This is a genomic window from Pseudomonas sp. LBUM1648, assembly GCF_059716145.1.
Map to the genome: position 1 here is coordinate 5,351,447 of NZ_CP166808.1, position 20,604 is coordinate 5,372,050.

22 protein-coding genes are annotated in these 20,604 nt (G+C 58.2%); 8 read left to right on the forward strand and 14 right to left on the reverse strand.

Annotated features, from left to right (window positions below; genetic code table 11):
- Positions 1 to 5: 5 nt before the first annotated feature.
- A complete protein-coding gene (locus ACA043_RS24175) occupies positions 6 to 1,178 on the reverse strand; it encodes an aspartate aminotransferase family protein (protein WP_497658060.1) in 1,173 nt (390 codons plus the stop codon).
- Positions 1,179 to 1,280: 102 nt separating this feature from the next.
- Between ACA043_RS24175 and ACA043_RS24180 the strand changes: the two genes are divergently transcribed.
- The 3 genes from ACA043_RS24180 (at position 1,281) to ACA043_RS24190 (ending at position 3,493) form a co-directional block, all read left to right on the forward strand.
- A complete protein-coding gene (locus ACA043_RS24180; RefSeq protein ID WP_401271877.1) occupies positions 1,281 to 2,186 on the forward strand; it encodes a LysR family transcriptional regulator in 906 nt (301 codons plus the stop codon).
- A gap of 54 nt (positions 2,187 to 2,240) precedes the next feature.
- A complete protein-coding gene (locus ACA043_RS24185; protein WP_497658061.1) occupies positions 2,241 to 2,657 on the forward strand; it encodes a GNAT family N-acetyltransferase in 417 nt (138 codons plus the stop codon).
- Positions 2,658 to 2,788: 131 nt separating this feature from the next.
- Entirely contained in the window at positions 2,789 to 3,493 is a 705-nt protein-coding gene (locus ACA043_RS24190; RefSeq protein ID WP_401271875.1) for a hypothetical protein, read from the forward strand.
- A 69-nt stretch (positions 3,494 to 3,562) separates the two neighbouring features.
- On the opposite strand, the gene ACA043_RS24195 is transcribed toward ACA043_RS24190, so the two are convergent.
- The 9 genes from ACA043_RS24195 to hmpA form a co-directional block, all read right to left on the reverse strand.
- On the reverse strand, positions 3,563 to 4,054 hold the full coding sequence (locus tag ACA043_RS24195) for a RidA family protein (protein ID WP_187677973.1): 492 nt from the start codon (positions 4,052 to 4,054) through the stop codon (positions 3,563 to 3,565).
- A 409-nt stretch (positions 4,055 to 4,463) separates the two neighbouring features.
- Positions 4,464 to 5,351, reverse strand: coding sequence for a heme o synthase (gene cyoE, locus ACA043_RS24200; protein ID WP_187677974.1), 888 nt, complete (start codon positions 5,349 to 5,351; stop codon positions 4,464 to 4,466).
- A gap of 10 nt (positions 5,352 to 5,361) precedes the next feature.
- On the reverse strand, positions 5,362 to 5,697 hold the full coding sequence (gene cyoD, locus ACA043_RS24205; protein WP_007916940.1) for a cytochrome o ubiquinol oxidase subunit IV: 336 nt from the start codon (positions 5,695 to 5,697) through the stop codon (positions 5,362 to 5,364).
- The gene (cyoC, locus tag ACA043_RS24210; RefSeq protein WP_187677975.1) at positions 5,697 to 6,320 is read right to left on the reverse strand and encodes a cytochrome o ubiquinol oxidase subunit III; all 624 of its coding nucleotides are present in this window, start codon (positions 6,318 to 6,320) and stop codon (positions 5,697 to 5,699) included. Before cyoC ends, cyoD begins: the two co-directional genes overlap by 1 nt.
- A gap of 3 nt (positions 6,321 to 6,323) precedes the next feature.
- Positions 6,324 to 8,354: a cytochrome o ubiquinol oxidase subunit I gene (cyoB, locus tag ACA043_RS24215; RefSeq protein WP_042560959.1), complete on the reverse strand. Its 2,031-nt coding sequence runs from the start codon at positions 8,352 to 8,354 to the stop codon at positions 6,324 to 6,326.
- Between the two features lie 3 nt (positions 8,355 to 8,357).
- Positions 8,358 to 9,299: a ubiquinol oxidase subunit II gene (gene cyoA, locus ACA043_RS24220; RefSeq protein WP_201236894.1), complete on the reverse strand. Its 942-nt coding sequence runs from the start codon at positions 9,297 to 9,299 to the stop codon at positions 8,358 to 8,360.
- A gap of 825 nt (positions 9,300 to 10,124) precedes the next feature.
- The gene (locus tag ACA043_RS24225) at positions 10,125 to 10,634 is read right to left on the reverse strand and encodes a disulfide bond formation protein B (protein WP_187677977.1); all 510 of its coding nucleotides are present in this window, start codon (positions 10,632 to 10,634) and stop codon (positions 10,125 to 10,127) included.
- Between the two features lie 25 nt (positions 10,635 to 10,659).
- On the reverse strand, positions 10,660 to 11,220 hold the full coding sequence (locus tag ACA043_RS24230; RefSeq protein ID WP_497658062.1) for an ester cyclase: 561 nt from the start codon (positions 11,218 to 11,220) through the stop codon (positions 10,660 to 10,662).
- 218 nt (positions 11,221 to 11,438) lie between these two features.
- Positions 11,439 to 12,620 carry an NO-inducible flavohemoprotein gene (hmpA, locus tag ACA043_RS24235; protein ID WP_497658063.1) on the reverse strand — a complete coding sequence of 394 codons (1,182 nt, stop codon included), beginning with the start codon at positions 12,618 to 12,620 and terminating at the stop codon, positions 11,439 to 11,441.
- A gap of 164 nt (positions 12,621 to 12,784) precedes the next feature.
- On the opposite strand from hmpA, the gene norR reads away from it, so the two are divergent.
- From norR to ACA043_RS24260, 5 genes are all read left to right on the forward strand, one after another.
- Complete coding sequence (gene norR / locus ACA043_RS24240) at positions 12,785 to 14,344, forward strand: nitric oxide reductase transcriptional regulator NorR (protein WP_497658064.1); 1,560 nt, start codon at positions 12,785 to 12,787, stop codon at positions 14,342 to 14,344.
- Positions 14,345 to 14,457: 113 nt separating this feature from the next.
- Entirely contained in the window at positions 14,458 to 15,360 is a 903-nt protein-coding gene (locus ACA043_RS24245; RefSeq protein ID WP_187677981.1) for a chemotaxis protein CheV, read from the forward strand.
- Positions 15,361 to 15,387: 27 nt separating this feature from the next.
- Positions 15,388 to 15,846 carry a GNAT family N-acetyltransferase gene (locus ACA043_RS24250; protein WP_497659676.1) on the forward strand — a complete coding sequence of 153 codons (459 nt, stop codon included), beginning with the start codon at positions 15,388 to 15,390 and terminating at the stop codon, positions 15,844 to 15,846.
- A gap of 73 nt (positions 15,847 to 15,919) precedes the next feature.
- Complete coding sequence (locus ACA043_RS24255) at positions 15,920 to 16,246, forward strand: hypothetical protein (RefSeq protein WP_187677982.1); 327 nt, start codon at positions 15,920 to 15,922, stop codon at positions 16,244 to 16,246.
- Positions 16,247 to 16,329: 83 nt separating this feature from the next.
- The gene (locus ACA043_RS24260) at positions 16,330 to 17,079 is read left to right on the forward strand and encodes a YkgJ family cysteine cluster protein (protein ID WP_497615322.1); all 750 of its coding nucleotides are present in this window, start codon (positions 16,330 to 16,332) and stop codon (positions 17,077 to 17,079) included.
- 84 nt (positions 17,080 to 17,163) lie between these two features.
- On the opposite strand, the gene ACA043_RS24265 is transcribed toward ACA043_RS24260, so the two are convergent.
- The 4 genes from ACA043_RS24265 to ACA043_RS24280 form a co-directional block, all read right to left on the reverse strand.
- Positions 17,164 to 18,309: a transporter substrate-binding domain-containing protein gene (locus ACA043_RS24265; RefSeq protein WP_497658065.1), complete on the reverse strand. Its 1,146-nt coding sequence runs from the start codon at positions 18,307 to 18,309 to the stop codon at positions 17,164 to 17,166.
- Positions 18,310 to 18,427: 118 nt separating this feature from the next.
- Complete coding sequence (locus ACA043_RS24270) at positions 18,428 to 18,667, reverse strand: hypothetical protein (protein ID WP_187677985.1); 240 nt, start codon at positions 18,665 to 18,667, stop codon at positions 18,428 to 18,430.
- 111 nt (positions 18,668 to 18,778) lie between these two features.
- Positions 18,779 to 19,084, reverse strand: coding sequence for a type 1 fimbrial protein (locus tag ACA043_RS24275; RefSeq protein WP_497658066.1), 306 nt, complete (start codon positions 19,082 to 19,084; stop codon positions 18,779 to 18,781).
- A 260-nt stretch (positions 19,085 to 19,344) separates the two neighbouring features.
- Positions 19,345 to 19,707 carry a DUF6124 family protein gene (locus ACA043_RS24280; RefSeq protein WP_497658067.1) on the reverse strand — a complete coding sequence of 121 codons (363 nt, stop codon included), beginning with the start codon at positions 19,705 to 19,707 and terminating at the stop codon, positions 19,345 to 19,347.
- Between the last annotated feature and the right edge of the window lie 897 nt (positions 19,708 to 20,604).

Below are 20,604 nucleotides of genomic sequence, written 5' to 3' on the forward strand. Positions count from 1 at the left end.
CTCGCTCAGTCTCTATCCAACGCCCGCCCGACACCTCTGACAATCATCTCCACCTCACGCTCATCAATCGTCAGCGGCGGCAGCAGCCGTATGGTCTTGCCGCGCGTGACGTTGATCAGCAGCCCATGATCCCGCGCAGCGATCAATGTGAGATCGCGAATTGGCTGTTTCAACTCGATACCGATCATCAATCCTTGCCCGCGAATCGCCAGCACATTGGGGTTGTCCGCCAGTTCTGCGCGTAACCGAGCCAACAGACGCTCACCCTGCACCCGCGCATTTTCCAGCAAACCCTGCTCTTCGATGATATCCAGCACCGTGCATCCCACCCGACAGGCCAGCGGATTACCGCCGAACGTGCTGCCATGGCTGCCCGGCGTGAACAGATCTGCCGCCCTGCCCCGCGCCAGGCAAGCGCCGATGGGTACGCCGTTGCCGAGTCCTTTGGCGAGCGTCATCACGTCCGGGACGATGCCTTCATGTTGAAACGCAAACCACTGGCCGGTGCGACCGATGCCGGTCTGGATCTCGTCGAGCATCAGCAGCCATGCATGCCGATTGCACAGTTCACGCAGGGCTTTGAGGTAATTGGGCGGCGCCAGTTGCACGCCGCTTTCACCTTGAATCGGCTCGACCAGAATCGCCACGATCCGCTCACCGTGCTTGCGCTGAATGTTCTCCAGTGCGGCGAGATCACCGAACGGCACTTTGATGAAATCCCCCGGCAGCTCATTGAAGCCCAGGCGTACTGCCGGGCCGTCGCTGGCAGACAACGTACCGAGTGTGCGGCCATGAAACGCGTTGGCCATCACCACCACCAGCGGCTGTTCGATACCTTTGCGCCACCCGTACAGCCGCGCCAGTTTCAGCGCGGTTTCGTTGGCCTCGGCACCGGAGTTATTGAAGAACGCCCGCTCCATCCCCGACAACACAGTCAGCCGCTTTGCCAGTTGTAGCTGCCAGTCGATGCTGTACAGATTGGAGGTATGCAACAGCAATCCCGCCTGCTCGCTGATCGCCGAAACGATCCGCGGATGCGAGTGGCCAACGTTGGTTACCGCGACCCCGGCAACCGCATCCAGATACTCGCGACCGGCCTGATCCCACAGTCGGGTGCCCAGGCCCTTGGTGAAACTCAGGGCCAGCGGTTGGTAGGTGTTCATCAGGGCGGCGGTCATGACTTCAAACTCCAGTGAAGGTCGGTGTGCGTGCAGTATGGTTAGCCACCAGAACTGGATAAACTCGGCAAAACTTCAATCATTTAAAAGCAGAGCTTGATAATGGATCTGTTTCAGTCGATGAGCGTTTACATCAAAGTTGTCGAAGCGGGGAGCATGACCGCGGCCGCGTTGCAGTGCGATATGTCGACGACGATGGTAGGCAATCACCTGCGAGCCCTGGAGCAACGGCTCGGCGTGCAACTGCTGCAACGCACCACACGGCGGCAGCGACTGACCGAGTTCGGCAGCGTTTACTACCAGCGTTGTCTGGATGTGTTGGGGCTCGTGGCGGACTCCGAACGACTTGCCGAACAGGCCCTTGATGAGCCGCGTGGCATCCTGCGAATTACCGCTCCCCTGACCTTCGGCGTTGAACGCATGGCTCCGGCGCTCAGTGAGTATTCCCTGCAATGGCCGCAGGTCAAACTCGACGTGGTGCTGACCAACAGCCGCCCGGACCTGATGGAAAACGGTCTCGATGTCGCCTTCCGGCTGGGAAACTTCGAGCAGTCCAACCTGATTGCGCGGCCATTGATCGACTACACCCTGACGGTCTGCGCATCGCCGGAATATGTGGCACGACGCGGCATGCCCCTCACACCGCAAGACCTGCAACAGCATGACTGCCTGTCCTTCGCCTACCCTACCGGCGATGATTGGCAATCAGTGGAAAAGCGCTGGCGCCTCAGTGGTCCGGACGGAGAAATCATGGTCGACGTCAGCGGCCCGATGCTGATCAACAGCTCCGCCGGCTTGCATCAGGCCGCACGCACCGGTATGGGCATCGTGATGCTGCCTGACGCGCTGGTGGAACAGGACCTGCGCGATGGCAAACTGGTCACGGTCATTCCCGACTACCAACCGCCCAGTCGCCCATTGCACTTGCTCTACGCCCCGGATCGCTATCGACTGCCGAAGCTGCGGCGCTTTGTCGAATTCGCGATGAAAGCATGGGGCAGATCCTGACGACGGACGCCCGAAGCAGCCTCAAACCAACGCTGACAAAGGACTCGACAGCCAATGAACAACGCACTCACCGTACGCGATCTGCAACCCGCCGAAGTGGAATCGGCCAGGCGCTTTCTAGGCCTGCACGGCTGGGGACATCGCACGGGCGCCGCCGAATATTTTGCCCAACTGATCCAGAACTCCCAGCGTACCGCCGTCGCCTTCAAGAACGGGCAAATCACCGGTTTCGCCCGAGGCATCACTGACGGTTTATCCAACGGTTACCTGTCGATGGTGGTGGTTGACGGCCAACATCGGCGCGAAGGCGTTGGCCGCGCAATGGTCGAACACGTCATGGGCGACAACCCCGATATCACTTGGGTGCTGCGTGCCGGCCGTGAAGGTGCGGAGGCGTTTTTTGCCAGTCTGGGTTTTGAAACTTCGGTGATCGCCATGGAGCGCCCACGCTTGAAACAGAGCGAGCACTGAGCAAAGGGCAAAAAACTCGACCGGCAGACTGTTGCTCCGTGACAACGCCACCCCACTCCCCTAAATTAGTCGACCTGAAAAAGCCCCGCGCTTGCTCATCTCCACTCAAGTTAAAAAGTAGTGAAATTTCAATGTCCGATTTCAACACCGCTGAATCCGTAGTCACCGAATCGTCCAAAGCGGAATACGAAAACTCCATCAATCTTTCACAACACCTGCCCCAAGCCAAAATCATCAGCGAGATGGTGCTGGACGCTTTTCAGTCGACCCGCGAAAGCGACCAGATCCGCGAACTGCGCACCGCGATCCGTCAGGCACACGATCGCTTCGACGACGACAAGGCTTACGAACTGATGGGTGAACTCAAGGCCCTGAAGGACGCCGAAGCTGCGGACATTGCCGCGCTTGAAGACCTGAGCAGCAAGTTCTCGATCGGCCGAATCCTGTCCAGCTTCAAGGACGATCCGGCGTTCCAGGAAATCGTTTACGGTCTGGCGCTCAAAGTGCTGAACCATACGCATCAGGCGATCAGCAACCCGAGCGGCGGCAAGAGCAAAGCGGCACGGGCGAAGAAAGAAGTCGAAATCTTCACCATCAGCAAGGACGGCAGCAGCGTGACCCTGCCACTGCGCACGCCACGTTCGCGCCTGAGCGTTGATCGTGAAGCGCTGGAGTTCCTCGGTTTCACCTTCGTCGGTGAAGGCGAAGAAGCCGAAGTTGACGGCGAAACCTTCGTCGACAACGCCGGCACTGAACACGCGGTCAACCGCAAGAACATCATCACCGCCCTGCAACAGCAGACCGCGTTCGATGGCTACAGCATCGCCGCGCAGTAATACGGCAACGCTGACAGAAAAGCCCCGCACTGAGATTCAGGCGGGGCTTTTTGTTTTCCGGCGGGCGGGTTATGCGTCGGCGTGCAATGCCGCAATCATGTCGACTTCGATCGCCGCGTTCTTCGGCAACTGATAGACACCGACCGTGGTGCGCGTGTGCCGCCCGGCATCGCCGAGTACATGACTGAACACATCCGATGCGCCGTTGGCTACTTCGCTCAGGTCAACGAAGTCAGGGGTGGACTTCACGTACACCGTGACCCGCAACAACGCCCGGATCTTGTCCAGCGACCCCACCGCATCGACGATCAACGCCAGACAGCGCATCGCACTGATGCTGGCAGCGGCCTGCGCATCTTTGAGGGTCAACTCCAGGCCAACGCGACCGGGGTACTGAATCTTGCCATGGGTGCGCGGCACCATGCCGCTGATGTACAGCTCATCGTGATGTCGGATCAGCGGCGCGTAATTGCCGCCGGCGGTGTTCTCGCCGTAGATGTCGTAGTTGAGCTCTTGTGCCAGGGCAATGAAGCGTTCGTCGCAGGTCATCCTCTCAGTCATTTCGCCCAGCCTTTTGATTGATGCGTAAGAAACGCAGGTTGAGACCGATGAACACCGTGAAGTTGACTCGATACCGGTCATCGATTTAGTTGGATCCAAATCTAGGTCTTTTACTAATTGATAGCAACCTGCCTCCACCGAAGCCTTGGATATCTGTCCTCGCGACATTGCCATCTCCTCGACTCCTTGCATTAACTCATCAAACAAATTGCGCGTCATCCCGTCCGCTCCATCAAAAACTAGTCGACGGGATCGTATCGAAAGGAAAATCTTCTAGCGGTAGGAGAACTCCGTGTTGAAAGAGAGCTCTTTCCCAAATGAAAGTGTTCGCCGGTGCATATCCAAATCACACCCAACAAAAAACCCCGCACATCTCTCGATGGCGGGGTTTCTTGTACAACCTGAAACCTTACGGTGCGTACGTCAGCAGCAGCTCGCTAGGCACCTTGAAGTCCAGGGACATCATGACGCTCAACGCGGTGATGGTGAAGATCGAGAACACGAACAGCTTGCGTGCCCAGACCGTGTCATCCACTGCCTTGTAGCCGGTCCAGGCCATGTACAACCAGTACATGCCCATGGCCGCGGCGACGGCGAGGTAGCTCATGCCGGCGTAGCCGCTGAAGGTCAGCATCAAGGTCGCCACGAGGAACGCCAGGATGTAGAGCAGGATGTGCTTCTTGGCCACTTGAATCCCGCGCTTCACTGGCAACACCGGAATCGATGCGGCCAGGTAATCGTTGAAGCGGAAGATCGCGATGGCGTAGGAATGCGGCATCTGCCACAGGCTGAACATCACCAGCAGGACCAGCGCGGCCATGTCGAAGCTATTGGTTACGGCGACGTAACCGATCACTGGCGGCATGGCGCCCGACAGACTGCCCACCAGCGTGCCGTGAACCGACTTGCGCTTGAGGTACAGGCTGTAGAAGCCGACGTAGATCACGAAGCCGATTACGGCGAACAGGGCGGCCAACGGGTTGGCCACCTTGTACAACAATGCAACGCCGAGAACACCAAGGATGGTCGCGTAGACCAGGGCCAGTTTCAGGGAGATCAAGCCCTGGACCAGCACCCGGTTTTTGGTGCGCTCCATCTTCAGGTCGATGTCGCGGTCGATGCAGTTGTTGAACACGCAACCGGAGGCTACAACCAGGGAGGTGCCGATCATGGCTGCCAGAAACACCGCCAGATCGACATGCCCTTTCGAGGCCAGGAAGAACCCGCCTGCCACAGAAAGCACGTTACCGAAAATGATCCCCGGTTTGGTGATTTGGATAAAGTGCTTGAGCGACATCGGGTCTACCTCACTTCGCCATCATGTACGTGTGGATGCTGAACATGATCCACAGCGACAGGCCAACCAGCAGCACGATCACGATGGCCGTGAAGACAAACGCGATCACGTTGTTACGCTGAGCGATGGAACGGTCCAGGTGCAGGAAGTAATAAAGGTGAACAATCACCTGGATCACTGCGAACAGCAGAACGATTGCCAGCGTCGTCGCCTTCGGCAGGCTCGGGTACATCACCAGGCCGAACGGGATGACGGTCAGGATCACCGACAGGATGAAGCCAATGGCGTACGACTTTACGCTGCCGTGGCCAGCATCATGGCTGTCATGGGAGTGTGCATTAGCCATTACAGAGTCCCCATCAGGTAAACAACGGTGAATACGCAGATCCACACCACGTCCAGGAAGTGCCAGAACAGGCTCAGGCAGCTCAGACGGGTCTTGTTGGTCGCCGTCAGGCCGTGCTTGTTGACCTGGTACATCATGATGCCCATCCAGATCAGACCCGCGGATACGTGCAGACCGTGGGTACCGACCAGGGTGAAGAACGCGGACAGGAAGCCCGAACGGCTAGGACCGAAGCCCTCGGAGATCAGCAGGTGGAACTCGTTGATCTCCATGGCGATAAAGCCGGCGCCGAGCAGGAAGGTCATGAACAGCCAACCCAGAACCTGCTGCTTTTTACCTTTGAACAACGCCAGCATGGCGAAGCCGTAGGTGATCGAACTGAACAACAGCAGAGCGGTTTCGCCCAGCACGTATGGCAGTTCGAAGATTTCGTGGCCCGACGGGCCACCGGCAACGTTGTTTACCAGTACTGCGTACACCGCGAAGATCGACGCAAACAGAATGCAGTCGGTCATCAGGTAGAGCCAGAAACCGTATACGGTCATCTCGCCCGAGTCGTGGTGATGGTCATCGTGCCCATGTTCACCATGGGCGTGTCCGGCATTGGTCACTAAATTCGACATGGTTTAAGCCTGTTCCAACGAGGTTTCAACACGGGTGGCACCGGCCGGGATTTTCCCTGCCGCAACCAGACGCTTGTGCTGCTCGGCTTCGATGCGCTCGATCGTTTCAACCGGAACCATATAGCCCTGGTCGTCACGTGCAGCGTGGATCACGAAGTAGACGACAGTGCCTACCAGGCTCGCGATTGCCAGCCACCAGATGTGCCAGATCATTGCGAAACCGAAGACGGTCAACAGTGCGCCCATCACCACGCCAGTGGCGGTGTTGTTCGGCATGTGGATCGGCTCGTACTTGGCCGGACGCTGGTACGCAGTACCGTTTTCCTTGGCTTCGGTGAACGGGTCGATGCAGTCAGCCTTAGGCAGCACAGCGAAGTTGTAGAACGGAGGTGGCGACGAGGTCGACCATTCCAGGGTGTGTGCATTCCACGGGTCACCGTGATCGCAAACGTTCTCTGGCTTGTTGCGGTCACGCACCGACACGTACAGCTGGATCAGTTGGCAAGCGATACCGACAGCGATCATCACCGCACCGAACATGGCAACGTACAGGTACGGTACCCACTCAGGGTTGGTGGTGGCGTTCAGACGACGGGTCATGCCCATGAAGCCCAGTGCATAGAGCGGCATGAACGCGACGAAGAAGCCCGAGATCCAGAACCAGAACGCTGCTTTACCCCAGCCTTCGTGCAGCTTGAAGCCGAACGCTTTCGGGAAGTAGAACGCGAAACCTGCGATGTAACCGAATACCGCACCGCCGATGATCACGTTATGGAAGTGCGCGATCACGAACAGGCTGTTGTGCAGAACGAAGTCAGCACCCGGGATGGCCAGCAGTACGCCGGTCATGCCGCCGATGGCGAAGGTCACCATGAAGCCCAGCGTCCACAGAACCTGGCTGGTGAAGCGCAGACGGCCCTGGTAGATGGTGAACAGCCAGTTGAATAGCTTCACACCCGTCGGGATGGAAATCAGCATCGTCGCCAGACCGAAGAAGGCGTTGACGCTCGCACCCGAACCCATGGTGAAGAAGTGGTGCAGCCAAACCATGAAGCCCAGTACCGAGATCGCGCCCGAAGCGTAGATCATCGAGTGGTGGCCGAACAGTTTCTTGCCGGTGAACGCCGAGATCACTTCCGAGAAGATGCCGAATGCCGGCAGGATCAGGATGTATACCTCAGGGTGGCCCCAAGCCCAGAACAGGTTGACGTACATCATTGGATTGCCACCAAGTTCATTGGTGAAAATGTGGAAATCCATGTAACGGTCGAGGGTCAGCAGCGCCAGGGTAGCGGTCAGGATCGGGAACGAAGCCACGATCAGGACGTTAGCCCAGGTGCAGGTCCAGGTGAAGATCGGCATGTCCATCAGCTTCATGCCAGGGGTACGCATTTTCAGCACGGTGGCCAGGAAGTTGACCCCCGTCAGCGTCGTACCTAACCCGGATAGCTGTAGCGCCCAGATGTAGTAATCCATCCCCACGCCAGGACTGTATTGCAGGCCCGACAGCGGTGGATAAGCAACCCAACCGGTCTTGGCGAATTCGCCGACGCCCAGGGACAGGTTGATCAGCACAACGCCGGATACCAGCAGCCAGAAGCTCAGGGAGTTCAGGAACGGGAACGCAACGTCACGCGCGCCGATCTGCAGCGGCACTGCAAGGTTCATCAGGCCGGTGAAGAATGGCATCGCCATGAAGATGATCATGATCACACCGTGAGCGGTGAAGATCTGGTCATAGTGTTCAGGCGGCAGGTAGCCAGGCGAACCTTCGGTGGCCATGGCCAACTGGGTACGCATCATGATGGCGTCGGCAAAACCGCGCAGCAGCATGACCATGGCGACGATGATGTACATCACGCCGATTTTCTTGTGGTCGACCGACGTCAGCCACTCGGTCCACAAGTAAGTCCACTTCTTGAAGTAAGTGATTGCAGCGAACAGCGCCAGACCACCGAGGGCGATCATGGCGATGGTCACCATCACGATCGGCTCGTGGAATGGGACTGCTTCCCAACTTAATTTACCAAACATCGTTTACTCCTCTGCCCCGGCAGCTGAATGCGAACTCGAGTCAATTTCCGTGGCCGCCACTTCTTTCTCTTTCTTCTCGTGCTTCAGCGGCTTGCCCGGCTTCATACCTTCGTACTTGTCGACGATGATCTGGAACTGGTTCGGCGTGACCGAGGAGTAGAGCTCGACTGGGTTGTTCTGGCTCGGCTTGGCAAGGGCTGCGTATTCAGCCTGATCAAGCTGTTTAGGTGACTTCTTGACTTCACTTACCCAGGCGTCGAAATCTTCCTGAGTGGTTGAGATGGCTTTGAACTTCATGCCGGTGAAACCCGCGCCGCTGTAGTTGGCGGAGATACCGTCCATTTCAGCGTTGCGGTCAGCGATCAGGTGCAGCTTGGTCTGCATGCCCGCCATCGCGTAGATCTGGCCGCCCAGGCCCGGGATGAAGAACGAGTTCATCACGGCATCGGAGGTGATCTTGAAGTTGATTGGCGTGTGCGCCGGGAACACGATCTTGTTGACCGTGGCAATGCCTTGTTCCGGGTAGATGAACAGCCACTTCCAGTCCAGCGCGACCACTTCGATGGTCACAGGCTTGACGTCGGATTGAATTGGACGATACGGGTCCAGTTCGTGGGTCGAAATGTAAGTGATGTAACCCAGGGCAATGATGATCAGCACCGGGATGGTCCAGACCGCCACTTCGATTTTGGTCGAGTGCGACCATTTCGGGGTGTAGATGGCGTCTTTGTTGGAGGCGCGGTACTTCCAGGCGAACAGGAAGGTCATGACGATGACCGGCACCACAACCAACAGCATCAGCAGGGTCGCGGTGATGATCAGGTTGCGCTGTTCCAGGCCAACCTGGCCCGTTGGATTGAGCAAGGTCATGTTGCAGCCTCCCAGCAACAACGTGCCGAGCAGCGGCACTAGGCCTAGTAATCTGGGGTACCTGTTTTTACTCATCTCACGACCTCTAAAGCAGCTTGCGCAATGCAGTTGGGTTTTGATCGCCAACACTTCACCCTGCCAAGGGTTGGCATTTTCTTTGGATTGAATAAGGGCCGCCCGTCGCGCGTCAGACGCTCGACAAAACCTGGGACAGCGGTCAGTTCTTATTCGAATTCGTGGTCAAAGGCCTTGTTACAGACCAATTCCATTTGGTGCGGAAAGTTGGAAGGCACCGACACCTGGGTGTCTTGAAAGCCTCACGACTTACTCGACACCCGACTTCCTGCTCGCCTCCTTAATAAAGGCTGAACAGTGCCGGGAATTCAGTGCGGGCGATTGTAGATAGGTAGCGCCCTATACACCATGTCTTATCCCGAAATAATTTTTATCCGTTCGAGCAACAATCCATCGCCATTTTTGCAAAAGTGCCGCATGTTATCGAAATCGATTCTCAACAAAAACACCAAATTTTGTAGGTGTACACGCCTCAGTTCAGACAGCTCTGAAGGCATTTCCTGAATGCCGGATCAGCGCAAAGCCCGATACCCCAAGGCTTCTGGCCATTTGCCTGCGCTTGTTAAAACTGCCTGATCTGGCACACGCGTGCAAAAGCCAAAATTCAATGAAACTGACCAATCCTTTTTTGTAACAGCGCACCAATCCGTGTCGCTGCGACGGCCTGCGACACGGTCTGTGTGACAACATGTCGCACATCTGCCGCACCCTCCCTTGCCGTTCGTCACGGTGTTTTCACAAACACCCTGAAATGCAAAACGCCCCGATTTGCTGAACCGCAAATCGGGGCGTTTTCTGTATCGGCCAATCAGCCGAATAGTTGACTCAGCGCAGTGCTTTTCGGTTACGCGAGGTCAGCAGTGGCACTAGAATCACCACCAGCACGAACGCCACCAGCGCCCATTGCGCCAGCGACAGACCGAGTATCGGCGGGTACGGGGTCGAGCAGAAACCGTCGACCTGGAAGCCCAGCGGGAAGATCTTCGCCAGCGGCAGATCATCGACAATCGGCTGCAACACATCGATACCGCAGCTCACCGCCGGATAGAACTGGGTGTACACGTGATGCCCCGCCACGCCGGCACCGGCAATCGCGCAAATCACCACCAGCGCTTCGAACACGGTGATGCTGCGTTTGGTCCGCATGGCCGCGCCAATGAACGCGAACAGCGCGATCAGCAGCAACGCATAGCGCTGCAAGATGCACAGTGGGCACGGCGCTTCGCCGAGCACTATCTGCATGTACAGCGCGCCACCAATCAGCGCCAGGCAGATGATGCCCAGCAGCACCAGAAAGCGCCGCTCACGTCCCAGTCGAATCGTTTCCTCGCTCATCGCGTTTCCCTTATATGTCCATGGTTCAGCTGGCCGGCGGCTGCGCTTGCAGTTGCGCCATCAGGCTGATGTTGTCTTCGATATGCCAATTGGCCGCAATGCGACCGTTGTCGATCTGATAGATATCGGTTGCCCGGAAGTCTACACGCTGACCCTGCCCTTTGAGAGCCTTGAACGTGCCAGTGAAATGCCCGCAAAAGTGCAAATGCACTACCACGCGATCACCGGCGACGATCATTTGCTCGATCTCGCAACTCAAGTCCGGCACCGCCGTGCGAAAAAACTTCGACGCCAGCAATGGCCCGGTCGGCCCCTGCACCCGACCTTCGGGTGGGGTCTTGTCGACAAATTGCGGCGACAAGGCGGCGGTGGCCAAGGCCTCTTCACCGCTGTTCCAGAAACTGCCATAACGCCGCGCCGCCAGCTCCATGGCTTGCGCCTGTGCCTTGGGCAGGCTCTGATCGACAATCAGGGTCTGCGGTTTGATCAAGGCCGATTCGGCAGAGGCAAACGGACTGGCCAGCAAAGCGGCCGACAGGCCCAGAGCGGCAAGGCTGAAATGACGGGACAAGGTGAGGTGCGACATGAGGGCGATCCTGATCAGGTAAACGAACGAGCGCCTATCATCAGCATCGGGGAATAAACGATAAACCGGTTAAGAAACGATTAACCTTTAAACACTTTTTACGAATCAGGACCGTGTACCGGCAATCGCGAGCAGGCTCGCTCCCACATTGGATCTGCGTTGAACACAAATCCTGTGGGAGCGAGCCTGCTCGCGAATGAAGGCGACGCGGTTTCAGATCACTCCAAAGCCGCCGCCGGCCCGAAGAACTCATACCGGCTCTGCTTCTCCGGCACACCCAGGGCTTTCAAATGGCGCTTGATCGCCCCCATGAAACCTTTCGGCCCAAGGAAGTAAGCGTCGACATCACGCTGCGCCGGCAGCCACTCGCCGAGCAACTCCTCGCTCAACATCCCGACCTTGTCCGCCGCCGGGCTCACGCCGTCATCTTCGGCGTAGCAGTAGAAACGCTTGAGCTGTGGATGACGTTCGGCCAACTCATCAATCCAGTCGCGGAACGCGTGGACGCTGCCATTGCGCGCGCAGTGGATAAAATGCACCGGACGCTCAGTCTCCAGCGCCGCCTCCAGCATCGCCAGCGTCGGGGTGATACCGACACCGCCACTGATCAGCACCAAAGGCTTGTCGCTGGCGGTCAGGGTGAACTCACCCGATGGCGGGAACAACTGAATGCTCGCGCCGACATGCAGTTGATCGTGCAAATAATTGGAGGCTCGGCCCCCCGGTTCGCGTTTGACGCTGATGCGGTACTGACCGTTGTTCGCCAGTGCCGACAGCGAGTAGTTGCGGCGGATTTCTTCACCGTCGAGGATCAGCTTCATACCGATGTACTGACCCGGCTCGGCTGCGAGGATCGGGCCTTTGTCCGCTGGCTCGAAGTAGAACGAAATGATTTCCGCGCTCTCCTCGACCTTGGCCGCCACAATGAACTCCCGCGCCCCGCGCCAGCCGCCGACGGCTTGCTCTTTCTGGTCGTAGATGGCGGTTTCGGCGCCGATCAGGATATCAGCCAGTTGCCCGTAAGCCGCGCCCCAGGCACTCATCACTTCTGGCGTGGCGATCTCTTCGCCGAGCACTTCGGAGATGGCGCGCAGCAGGCAGGCACCCACAATCGGGTAGTGTTCCGGGAGGATTTGCAGAGCTACGTGCTTGTTGATGATCTTCGCCACCAGATCGCCCAACTGGTCGAGCTGATCGATATGCCGCGCGTACATCAACACGCCGTTGGCCAAGGCACGCGGTTGGTCGCCGCTGGCCTGGTGGGCCTGGTTGAACAACGGGCGGACTTCCGGGTATTCGGCGAGCATCATGCGGTAGAAATGCGTGATCAGCGCCTCACCGCCGCTTTCCAGCAGAGGCACGGTGGATTTGACGATGGCACGATCCTGGACGCTAAGCATAAGGTTGACTCCTGAGCTTCATTTAAAAGTTACCTAAGGCTTATCAGCTTCCGTGCCAATTAATTTATTCATATAAATCAGTAGCTTAAAAACATAGTAGTCAAATCGACTCAAAGCTCTTTATAGTCATCCCGACTACATCTTGTCTCTTTGACTACAAGACCATGACTGCCAAATCCCTGCTCACCGCTTTGCTTCCCCTCGTATCCGACCTCTCACGCGAACTGCCCGAGGGTGAACGCTACCGACGCCTGCTCGAAGCCATGCGCGCCCTGCTGCCGTGCGATGCCGCCGCGTTGTTGCGCCTCGACGGTGAATCGCTGGTGCCGCTGGCAGTCGATGGTTTGAGCATCGACACCCTGGGCCGGCGCTTCAAAGTCAGCGAGCATCCGCGCTTTGAAGTGCTGCTGGCGGGTAGAGGGCCGACCCGATTTGCCGCCGACAGCGACTTGCCTGATCCCTACGACGGTCTGGTCGACGGCCTCGACGATCACCTCGAAGTTCACGACTGCCTCGGCTGCCCGTTGTTTGTCGATGAAAAACTCTGGGGTCTGATCACCCTCGATGCCCTCGACCCCGAGCGTTTCGAGCCGATCGAACTGGACGCTTTGCAAGCCTTCGCCAGCCTCGCCTCGGCCACGGTCAACGCCGCCGAGCGCATCGAACGGCTGGCAATCCGCGCTGAAGACGAGCACCAGCGCGCCGAGGTCTACCGTCAGGCCAGCGGTCAACAGAACCGCGAAATGATCGGCCAGAGCAAGGCGCATAAACATCTGGTGGAAGAAATCAATCTGGTCGGCGGCAGCGATCTGACCGTGTTGATCACGGGTGAAACCGGGGTTGGCAAAGAGCTGGTGGCTCAGGCGATCCATGCAGCCTCCAAGCGTGCCGACAAACCGATCATCAGCCTCAACTGCGCCGCACTGCCCGACACACTGGTGGAGAGCGAACTGTTCGGCCACGTGCGCGGCGCCTTCACCGGCGCCACCAGCGACCGACGTGGCAAATTCGAACTGGCCAATGGTGGCACGCTGTTTCTCGATGAAGTCGGCGAGCTATCGCTGACCGTGCAGGCCAAGTTGCTACGAGTCCTGCAAAGCGGCCAGTTGCAGCGTTTGGGTTCGGACAAGGAACATCAGGTCGACGTACGCCTGATCGCCGCGACCAACCGCGATCTGGCGGAAGAAGTGCGCAGTGGCCGCTACCGTGCCGACTTTTATCATCGTCTGAGCGTGTACCCGTTGCGGGTGCCGGCCCTGCGTGATCGCGGGCGTGATGTGTTGCTGCTCAGCGGTTTTTTCCTCGAACAGAACCGCTCGCGCATGGGCCTTAATAGCCTGCGGCTGACCAGCGACGCTCAGGATGCCCTGCTCGCCTACACTTGGCCGGGCAACGTACGTGAACTGGAACACTTGATCGGGCGCAGTGCGTTGAAGGCTTTGGGCAACTGCAAGGTGCGGCCGAAAATCCTCAGCCTGAGTGCGGCGGACCTGGATTTGCCGCGCGAGGTTGTGGATAACTCGCCCGAGCCGATTGCCGGGGTTGTCGCGGCGATGCCGTTGATCAGCGGGGATTTGCGCAGCGCGACCGAGGAGTATCAGCGGCGGTTGATCAGTGCGGCGCTGGAACGCAATCAGGATAACTGGGCGAGTGCGGCGCGGGAGTTGGGGCTTGATAGAGCCAACCTCGGACGGATGGCCAAGCGGTTGGGGATGAAAAGCTAAGCCCCCCACCCGACAACTGACCTAAAGCCCACCCCATTAACGCCGATAACCCGGCATCAATAGTTTCTGGCGATTTGCACCCTCGCCCACCACCTTTTCCACAGAAGGTTTATATGTCTTCCACCAAAGCCCGCGCAGACTCACTTTCGCTTCTGCTGTTTACCTTGCGCAGCGGCAAGCTGATGGCGATCAACCTGCTGAAAGTCAGTGAAATCATCCCCTGCCCGCCGCTGACCAAAATGCCGGAGTCGCACCCGCACGTTAAAGGCATTGCGACCCTGCGCGGCGCCTCGTTGTCGGTGATCGACCTCAGCCGCGCCATCGGCGAGCGGCCGTTGGAAGACCCGAACGGCGGCTGCCTGATCGTCACCGACGTCAGCCGTTCGAAGCAGGGTCTGCACGTCCAGGCGGTGAGCAAGATCGTCCATTGCCTGACCACCGACATCAAGCCACCGCCGTTCGGTTCCGGCGGCTCGCGGGCCTACATCACTGGCGTGACCTCAGTGGACGGCACACTGGTGCAAGTGCTGGACATCGAAAAAGTCATCCACAGCATTGCCCCGGCGCAGATCGAAATGGCGCCGACCGACCTGTCCATGGAAGACGCCGATGTACTCGGTAACGCGCGGATTCTGGTGGTCGACGACAGCCAGGTGGCGCTGCAGCAATCGGTGCACACCCTGCGCAATCTGGGCCTGCAATGTCACACCGCGCGCAGTGCCAAGGAAGCCATCGACTGCTTGCTCGACCTGCAAGGGACCGCACAGCAAATCAACCTGATCGTCTCCGACATCGAAATGTCCGAGATGGACGGCTACGCCTTCACCCGCACCCTGCGTGAAACCCCGGACTTCGCTCACCTTTACGTGCTGCTGCACACCTCGCTCGACAGCGCGATGAACAGCGAAAAAGCCCGACTGGCCGGGGCCAACGCGGTGCTGACCAAGTTCTCCTCGCCGGAACTGACCCAACGCCTGATCGAAGCGGCCAAGCACGTCGCCGCCAACGGCCACTGAGTGTTGGGCGAGACCTACTGCTTTTTGATGCGGCGCGATTTGCGAGCAGACGTGCCGGAAATGGTCTGGCCGGAGGGTGTTGAGATCAGCACTTACCGGCCGGAGTTGGCTTTGGCTGTGCATCACCTCATGCAACTCGGTCACCGGGAAGGTGGGGGGCGAGTGCCAGATCTCGACACCTGGCAACGGCGCTTTGAAAGCGATCCGGAGTATGACCCGACGCTGTGTTTCATTGCTCTTGATGCCGAGGGCGTAGTCGGTGTGGTGCAGTGCTGGACCAGTTCATATATCAAGAATCTGGTGGTGCATCCGCGCGCTCATGGCCGAGGTTTGGGTCGGGCGCTGCTGTTGAATGCATTCAAAACTTTTCAGCAGCGGCGCGAAGGATTTGTTGATTTGAAGGTGCTGGAAGATAACGTTCGGGCGCAGCGGCTGTATGAGAGTGCCGAGATGTATGTGGTTCGCCGGGAACGTGTTCCCGCCTGATAAACCGCCATCGCCAGCAACTTCCAGCCCTCAGTCATACTCCAACCTTGGTCATTACAAGGATGCCCCAACCATGAAAGCCATTACCGCAAGCCTGCTCTGCCTCACCGCCCTCGCTTCCCAAGCCCACGCATCAAGCCCCGACGCATGGGCCGCCTACGACAAAACCGTGCTCGCCAGTTGCACCAAAGCCAGCGGCCTGAAAAACGCCAAACCCGTCGGCACCCCCGCACAATTCGACGACCGCGTCGGCTACACCGCCGTGTTGCTGCAAGGCCAATACCCGCAAAAACACATGAAAGGCCAGCAAGGCACCGAACTGTGCCTGTACAACAAAAAGTCGAAAACCGCGTTCGTCACCGAGTGGGACTCGATCCGACCAACCGCCAAAGCCCAGTGAATGGCGCATAACTTGCTTCGATCCGGGTCTGCACGGCGATTTTCTGCCGCCGATTCACACCCTGATTGAAGATTGATCGTTCAATGACTACGACGTTTTCCTGCGTAGGTTGCGGCAAATGCTGCACTGACCATCATGTGCCCCTGACCCTGGCCGAAGCCCGCATGTGGGCGGCGGACGGCGGCCAGGTTATCGTGCTGGCAGAGGCTTTTCTCGGCAACGGTCTGGGCTTGCCGGCGCAGCAACGTGAACACGCCGAGCGGCGTTCGGCGCTGGTACGCAGCGGCGCATCGGACGTGCACGTGGCGATCACCTTTGCCGCGTACAACGTCGGCCCTTGTCGGAATCTTGACGAAGACAAGCTTTGTCGCATCTACGAGCGTCGGCCTTTGGTGTGTCGAATTTATCCGGCGGAAATCAATCCGCATATCCCGCTCAACCCTGCAGCCAAGGATTGCCCGCCAGAGTCATGGGAACAGGGGCCTGCGCTGATCGTCGGTGGCGAATTGGTTGATCAGGAACTGATTGAACTGATTCAGCGCTCAAGGCAGGCGGATCGCGATGACATTCGGCTCAAGGATGCGATTTGTGCCGCATTGGGGATTCGTACCACCGCGCTCAAGGGCGACGGGTTCACGGCGTATCTGCCGAATATGGACGCTTTTGCAGCGGTGATTGATCAGGTGAGTGCGCAGCCACTCAGCGAAGCATCGAGTGAATGGCTGTTTCATTTGTCTGGCGATGATGTCGCCGGGCAGGTACTCGCGGCCGGGGCGCAAGTGGTGACGGAGCCGGCGCAGACGTATGCGTTTATTTCTCTGCGGGTGGCTTGATCCAGATGCTGCGAATCACCGGTATTTAGCCATCAACCGTCAGTGTCCAGAGACGAGACGGTCGATGGAGAAAGCTTCGATGACTCAGCGTCGAGCCACCGCCAGGCACTCAAGCTCCACTTTTGCGCCCGGCACCACCAGTTGTTTGCCGGCGAATGTAGTGCGCGCCGGTAAGCGGTCAGCCGGGAAATAACTGCGATACACCTCGTTCATGCCGGCAAAATCCTTGACGTCAGTCAGAATCACCGTGCATTTGGCGACGTGATACAGCGATGAACCGCTGCTGTGCAAAGCGCTACGCAGGTTCTCCATCACTTGAGTCATCTGCGGGCGAATGCCCCCTTTAGTCAGCTCGCCTTTGTCATTGAGCCCCAGCACGCCGGATAAGTAGATCGTGTCTCCAATCCTGACCGAATCAGAGAACGAAAACCCTTCGGCATTGGGCTGATAACGAAGTGACTCTTCAACGACGGGCGGAAGGTACCCTTCGGTAATCACTTGATACACACCATTGAGCTTCAGACGTTCAAGGGCGGCGTTCAGGTCATCGCGCAGTTTACTGTCGGTTTTGCGCACAGCCATGGCCACGCCGGTGCCCAGCATCGGATCCTTGAGCGGCGGTCCTGCAAATTCAAATGCTTCACCCCGAGAATGCCGCAGCAGCGCCTCAGTGATTTCGATGGAGTCTTGCAGAGTGGCATCTATCTCGCCGGTCAGCAGGCTGGCGATCAGTTGGTCGTTGAACTGAAAACTGCGCACCGTCACGCCAGACGGCGCCCATCGTTCCTTGGCGAACGCTTCACGGCTGGTGCCGGCCAGCACGCCGATACGTTTACCTTCGAGGGACCGGACATCCGGTTGCAGGTTGGAACCCTTGCGCGCGACCAATTGGCTGCTCAGCGGGTAGAGATTGTCAGTGAAGTCAATTCGCTCACGACGCGCCGCCGTGGCGGTCATCGGCATGATCACATCGAAGCGATTGTCCTCAAGTGCCGCGATGTTGGTCGCGTAATCCTGATCGACCCAGACGCAGCGCTTTTGCAACTCCGCGCACAACGCATTGCCCAGTTCGATGTTCAGCCCGACCAGCTCACCTTTATCGTTTCGGCTTTCAAATGGAGGAACAAGGGGCTCAACGCCGAAACGAATCGTCGGTTCAACCGCTGAGGACACGCAACCGCTGGTCAGGGCTAACACCGACAAGATGGAAATGATTTTTGCCAGAGACATTGAGATGACCTTCATCAAAGCATTCACGAGGGCATGAATCTTCGACGAGAGGTCATCGGAATTCCCAGAAGACGGATCGCTTATCCGTGTGGGAATAGTCTCTTTCTGAGAGAGAAACTCAGCGCTTGCCCATCGAACGACGGGTACCCGGCGGGGCCATGCCCGGGGTCTTGGTGTGACCGTTCTTGGCGCCGTTCTTGTACCACGGCTGGTTCGAGTCTTTGGCAGCGGCCAGTTCGCCCGGTTTGAACGGGAACTTGAACGCCGGGATCTCGGCTTTGGATTCGCTGGCGTCGGCCAGTTCAGCCGGGACATCGCTCACGGCGTCGTCAACCGGCGGTTGGATCGGGGAAGTCATGAAAGCTCCGCAAAACAAAAGGTCGCGCCCGGTAAGTGAGCCGCGAAGGCGCGCAGTATACCTGCGCGCCACGGGTCAGCACCTGAAGATTTGCAGCGTACGCCGAACGGTTTACAGGTACGTGATGGTGACGATGCCTTTATCGGGCGAGGTCTTCAGCGGCTCAAAGGTCATGGTCATTGGCAGCGCTTCATGGCTGCACGCGTTGCGGTACGTGTCGACGTCGAGCTTCAGACCGGGCTTGAGCTCGATCTGGCGAGACTCGTTGGCGCTCAACGTGCCGACTGGCCCTACTTCACAGGCGGAATCGACGATCTGCCCGATAAAGCGGATTTCACCGGAGGTGGTTTGAGGGGCAGCGGAGACCGTGAACGGAAGCAGGACAAATACACAGAACATGACGGTTACTAGCTTCATTGCAGGACACTCCCGTAGAGACCCACGCGGTGAACGACTGGGCTATACAACGTGTATCCGCTGGTGGGGGCGGATCTTTAGGAGCGTAGTTGGCGCAGCAAAGAAGGATCCCGATTCGGGAATGACCGGTGGTGAGTTTGCGGGGTGGTTCACAGGTTGAAACTGTCACAGCTGTTCGTCATCGCCAGCAGGCTGCTCCCACAATTGGAATGCGTATTCCCGTGGGAGCCAGCCTGCTGGCGAAGAACGATAACGCGGACTCAGGTCTGCGGATCAACCCGATCCAGCGCCCGATTCACTGCCAGTTCGGCCAGCATGATGATCTGCTGGATGCCGAGCACCGTGTTGCGCTGCAAACCGCTTAGCTCATTGGCGAAATTGCTGGTCGCCACACTGGCGGAGGCCAACGACTCACAGGCGTGGGCGAGCAGACTCTCGGTGTCGATGCTGGGACAGACCATGAACATGGTGCTGGGTCGTCGTGGTTTCGAGGGTTCGGGACAGAGGTAGAAATCGAGGGCGCGTTTTATGGCCTCGTGGTTTTTGATGCGGTCTTCGGCGCGGATGGCGTCGGCGAGAGGGATGGATGTTTCGTTTGGTGGATCCGGTACTAGTTTGTCCAAAATACAACTCCTGCTGATGCTTGAGCGGAAGCCATCGTTCGCCGGATCTCACGCGGCGAATGGGTGGCAGCTATGTGCAGGGTGAGATCCACCGAAGCAGGCAACCGGCCAGACCGAAGTCTGCCCGCACACAGCCGCCATAACGCAGGCAGCAGATTGAGTTGGCGCCAATTATCGTTGTGTTGGCGTCAGTTGCAAGCTATCCGGGGATCTCACTCCCGATCGCTGAGTTGTCAGCGACAGCCAAAGACTAGAGAGCGCACGTCCGACGGACAACCTGAAAACCTTGTGGGAAGGTTCTGGTGATTTCATACACCTCTAAACACAGCAAAGTAATCGGGTGACTGTGTGGGCCTCATCGCTGGCAAGCCAGCTCCCACAGAAAGCAAAAGCCAGATCAAAAGATCGCAGCCTGCGGCAGCTCCTACAGAGGAGACAGGTACAACCCGCATGCGGCGAATGCCGCCCCACTCAACAATGAGCGTTAGCTCGAGTAAAGCTCTTGATCTTGATCTCAGAGCCCGTCGGCAGGCTGAGCGGAGGGATTGATCCGGGTGTGGGAGCGCAGCGACCGTTCGACGGAGTCGAACACATCGAGAGGAGGTGCAGCGAAGCAAACCGGAGGCGATGCGCCCGGATCAATCCCGCAGCGAAGGAACCCGAGCCACAGCGAGGGCCGAACGTCAGGGCAAAGCCTTTTTGGTTACTTTTTCGGCGTCTGGAAAAAGTGACCCGCCGTAAGGGCGGAACCATAATCAGCAACACCCGCAGCAACGGATATTCACCCAACCCCAAAACCCCCACCAAACTGACAGCGCCGTCAGTTTCCGGTCACCCTCCTGACCCCCAAACAAGTTTATAAATACCCAACCTGCCCAAACTCCATACCCTTGGCGC

Bases quoted from the DNA above. Each gene is read 5' to 3' on its own strand.
- ACA043_RS24175 (WP_497658060.1), bottom strand. From the start codon at position 1,178: ATGACCGCCGCCCTGATGAACACCTACCAACCGCTGGCCCTGAGTTTC.
- ACA043_RS24180 (WP_401271877.1), top strand. From the start codon at position 1,281: ATGGATCTGTTTCAGTCGATGAGCGTTTACATCAAAGTTGTCGAAGCG.
- ACA043_RS24185 (WP_497658061.1), top strand. From the start codon at position 2,241: ATGAACAACGCACTCACCGTACGCGATCTGCAACCCGCCGAAGTGGAA.
- ACA043_RS24190 (WP_401271875.1), top strand. From the start codon at position 2,789: ATGTCCGATTTCAACACCGCTGAATCCGTAGTCACCGAATCGTCCAAA.
- ACA043_RS24195 (WP_187677973.1), bottom strand. From the start codon at position 4,054: ATGACTGAGAGGATGACCTGCGACGAACGCTTCATTGCCCTGGCACAA.
- cyoE (WP_187677974.1), bottom strand. From the start codon at position 5,351: ATGTCGCTCAAGCACTTTATCCAAATCACCAAACCGGGGATCATTTTC.
- cyoD (WP_007916940.1), bottom strand. From the start codon at position 5,697: ATGGCTAATGCACACTCCCATGACAGCCATGATGCTGGCCACGGCAGC.
- cyoC (WP_187677975.1), bottom strand. From the start codon at position 6,320: ATGTCGAATTTAGTGACCAATGCCGGACACGCCCATGGTGAACATGGG.
- cyoB (WP_042560959.1), bottom strand. From the start codon at position 8,354: ATGTTTGGTAAATTAAGTTGGGAAGCAGTCCCATTCCACGAGCCGATC.
- cyoA (WP_201236894.1), bottom strand. From the start codon at position 9,299: ATGAGTAAAAACAGGTACCCCAGATTACTAGGCCTAGTGCCGCTGCTC.
- ACA043_RS24225 (WP_187677977.1), bottom strand. From the start codon at position 10,634: ATGAGCGAGGAAACGATTCGACTGGGACGTGAGCGGCGCTTTCTGGTG.
- ACA043_RS24230 (WP_497658062.1), bottom strand. From the start codon at position 11,220: ATGTCGCACCTCACCTTGTCCCGTCATTTCAGCCTTGCCGCTCTGGGC.
- hmpA (WP_497658063.1), bottom strand. From the start codon at position 12,620: ATGCTTAGCGTCCAGGATCGTGCCATCGTCAAATCCACCGTGCCTCTG.
- norR (WP_497658064.1), top strand. From the start codon at position 12,785: ATGACTGCCAAATCCCTGCTCACCGCTTTGCTTCCCCTCGTATCCGAC.
- ACA043_RS24245 (WP_187677981.1), top strand. From the start codon at position 14,458: ATGTCTTCCACCAAAGCCCGCGCAGACTCACTTTCGCTTCTGCTGTTT.
- ACA043_RS24250 (WP_497659676.1), top strand. From the start codon at position 15,388: ATGCGGCGCGATTTGCGAGCAGACGTGCCGGAAATGGTCTGGCCGGAG.
- ACA043_RS24255 (WP_187677982.1), top strand. From the start codon at position 15,920: ATGAAAGCCATTACCGCAAGCCTGCTCTGCCTCACCGCCCTCGCTTCC.
- ACA043_RS24260 (WP_497615322.1), top strand. From the start codon at position 16,330: ATGACTACGACGTTTTCCTGCGTAGGTTGCGGCAAATGCTGCACTGAC.
- ACA043_RS24265 (WP_497658065.1), bottom strand. From the start codon at position 18,309: ATGTCTCTGGCAAAAATCATTTCCATCTTGTCGGTGTTAGCCCTGACC.
- ACA043_RS24270 (WP_187677985.1), bottom strand. From the start codon at position 18,667: ATGACTTCCCCGATCCAACCGCCGGTTGACGACGCCGTGAGCGATGTC.
- ACA043_RS24275 (WP_497658066.1), bottom strand. From the start codon at position 19,084: ATGAAGCTAGTAACCGTCATGTTCTGTGTATTTGTCCTGCTTCCGTTC.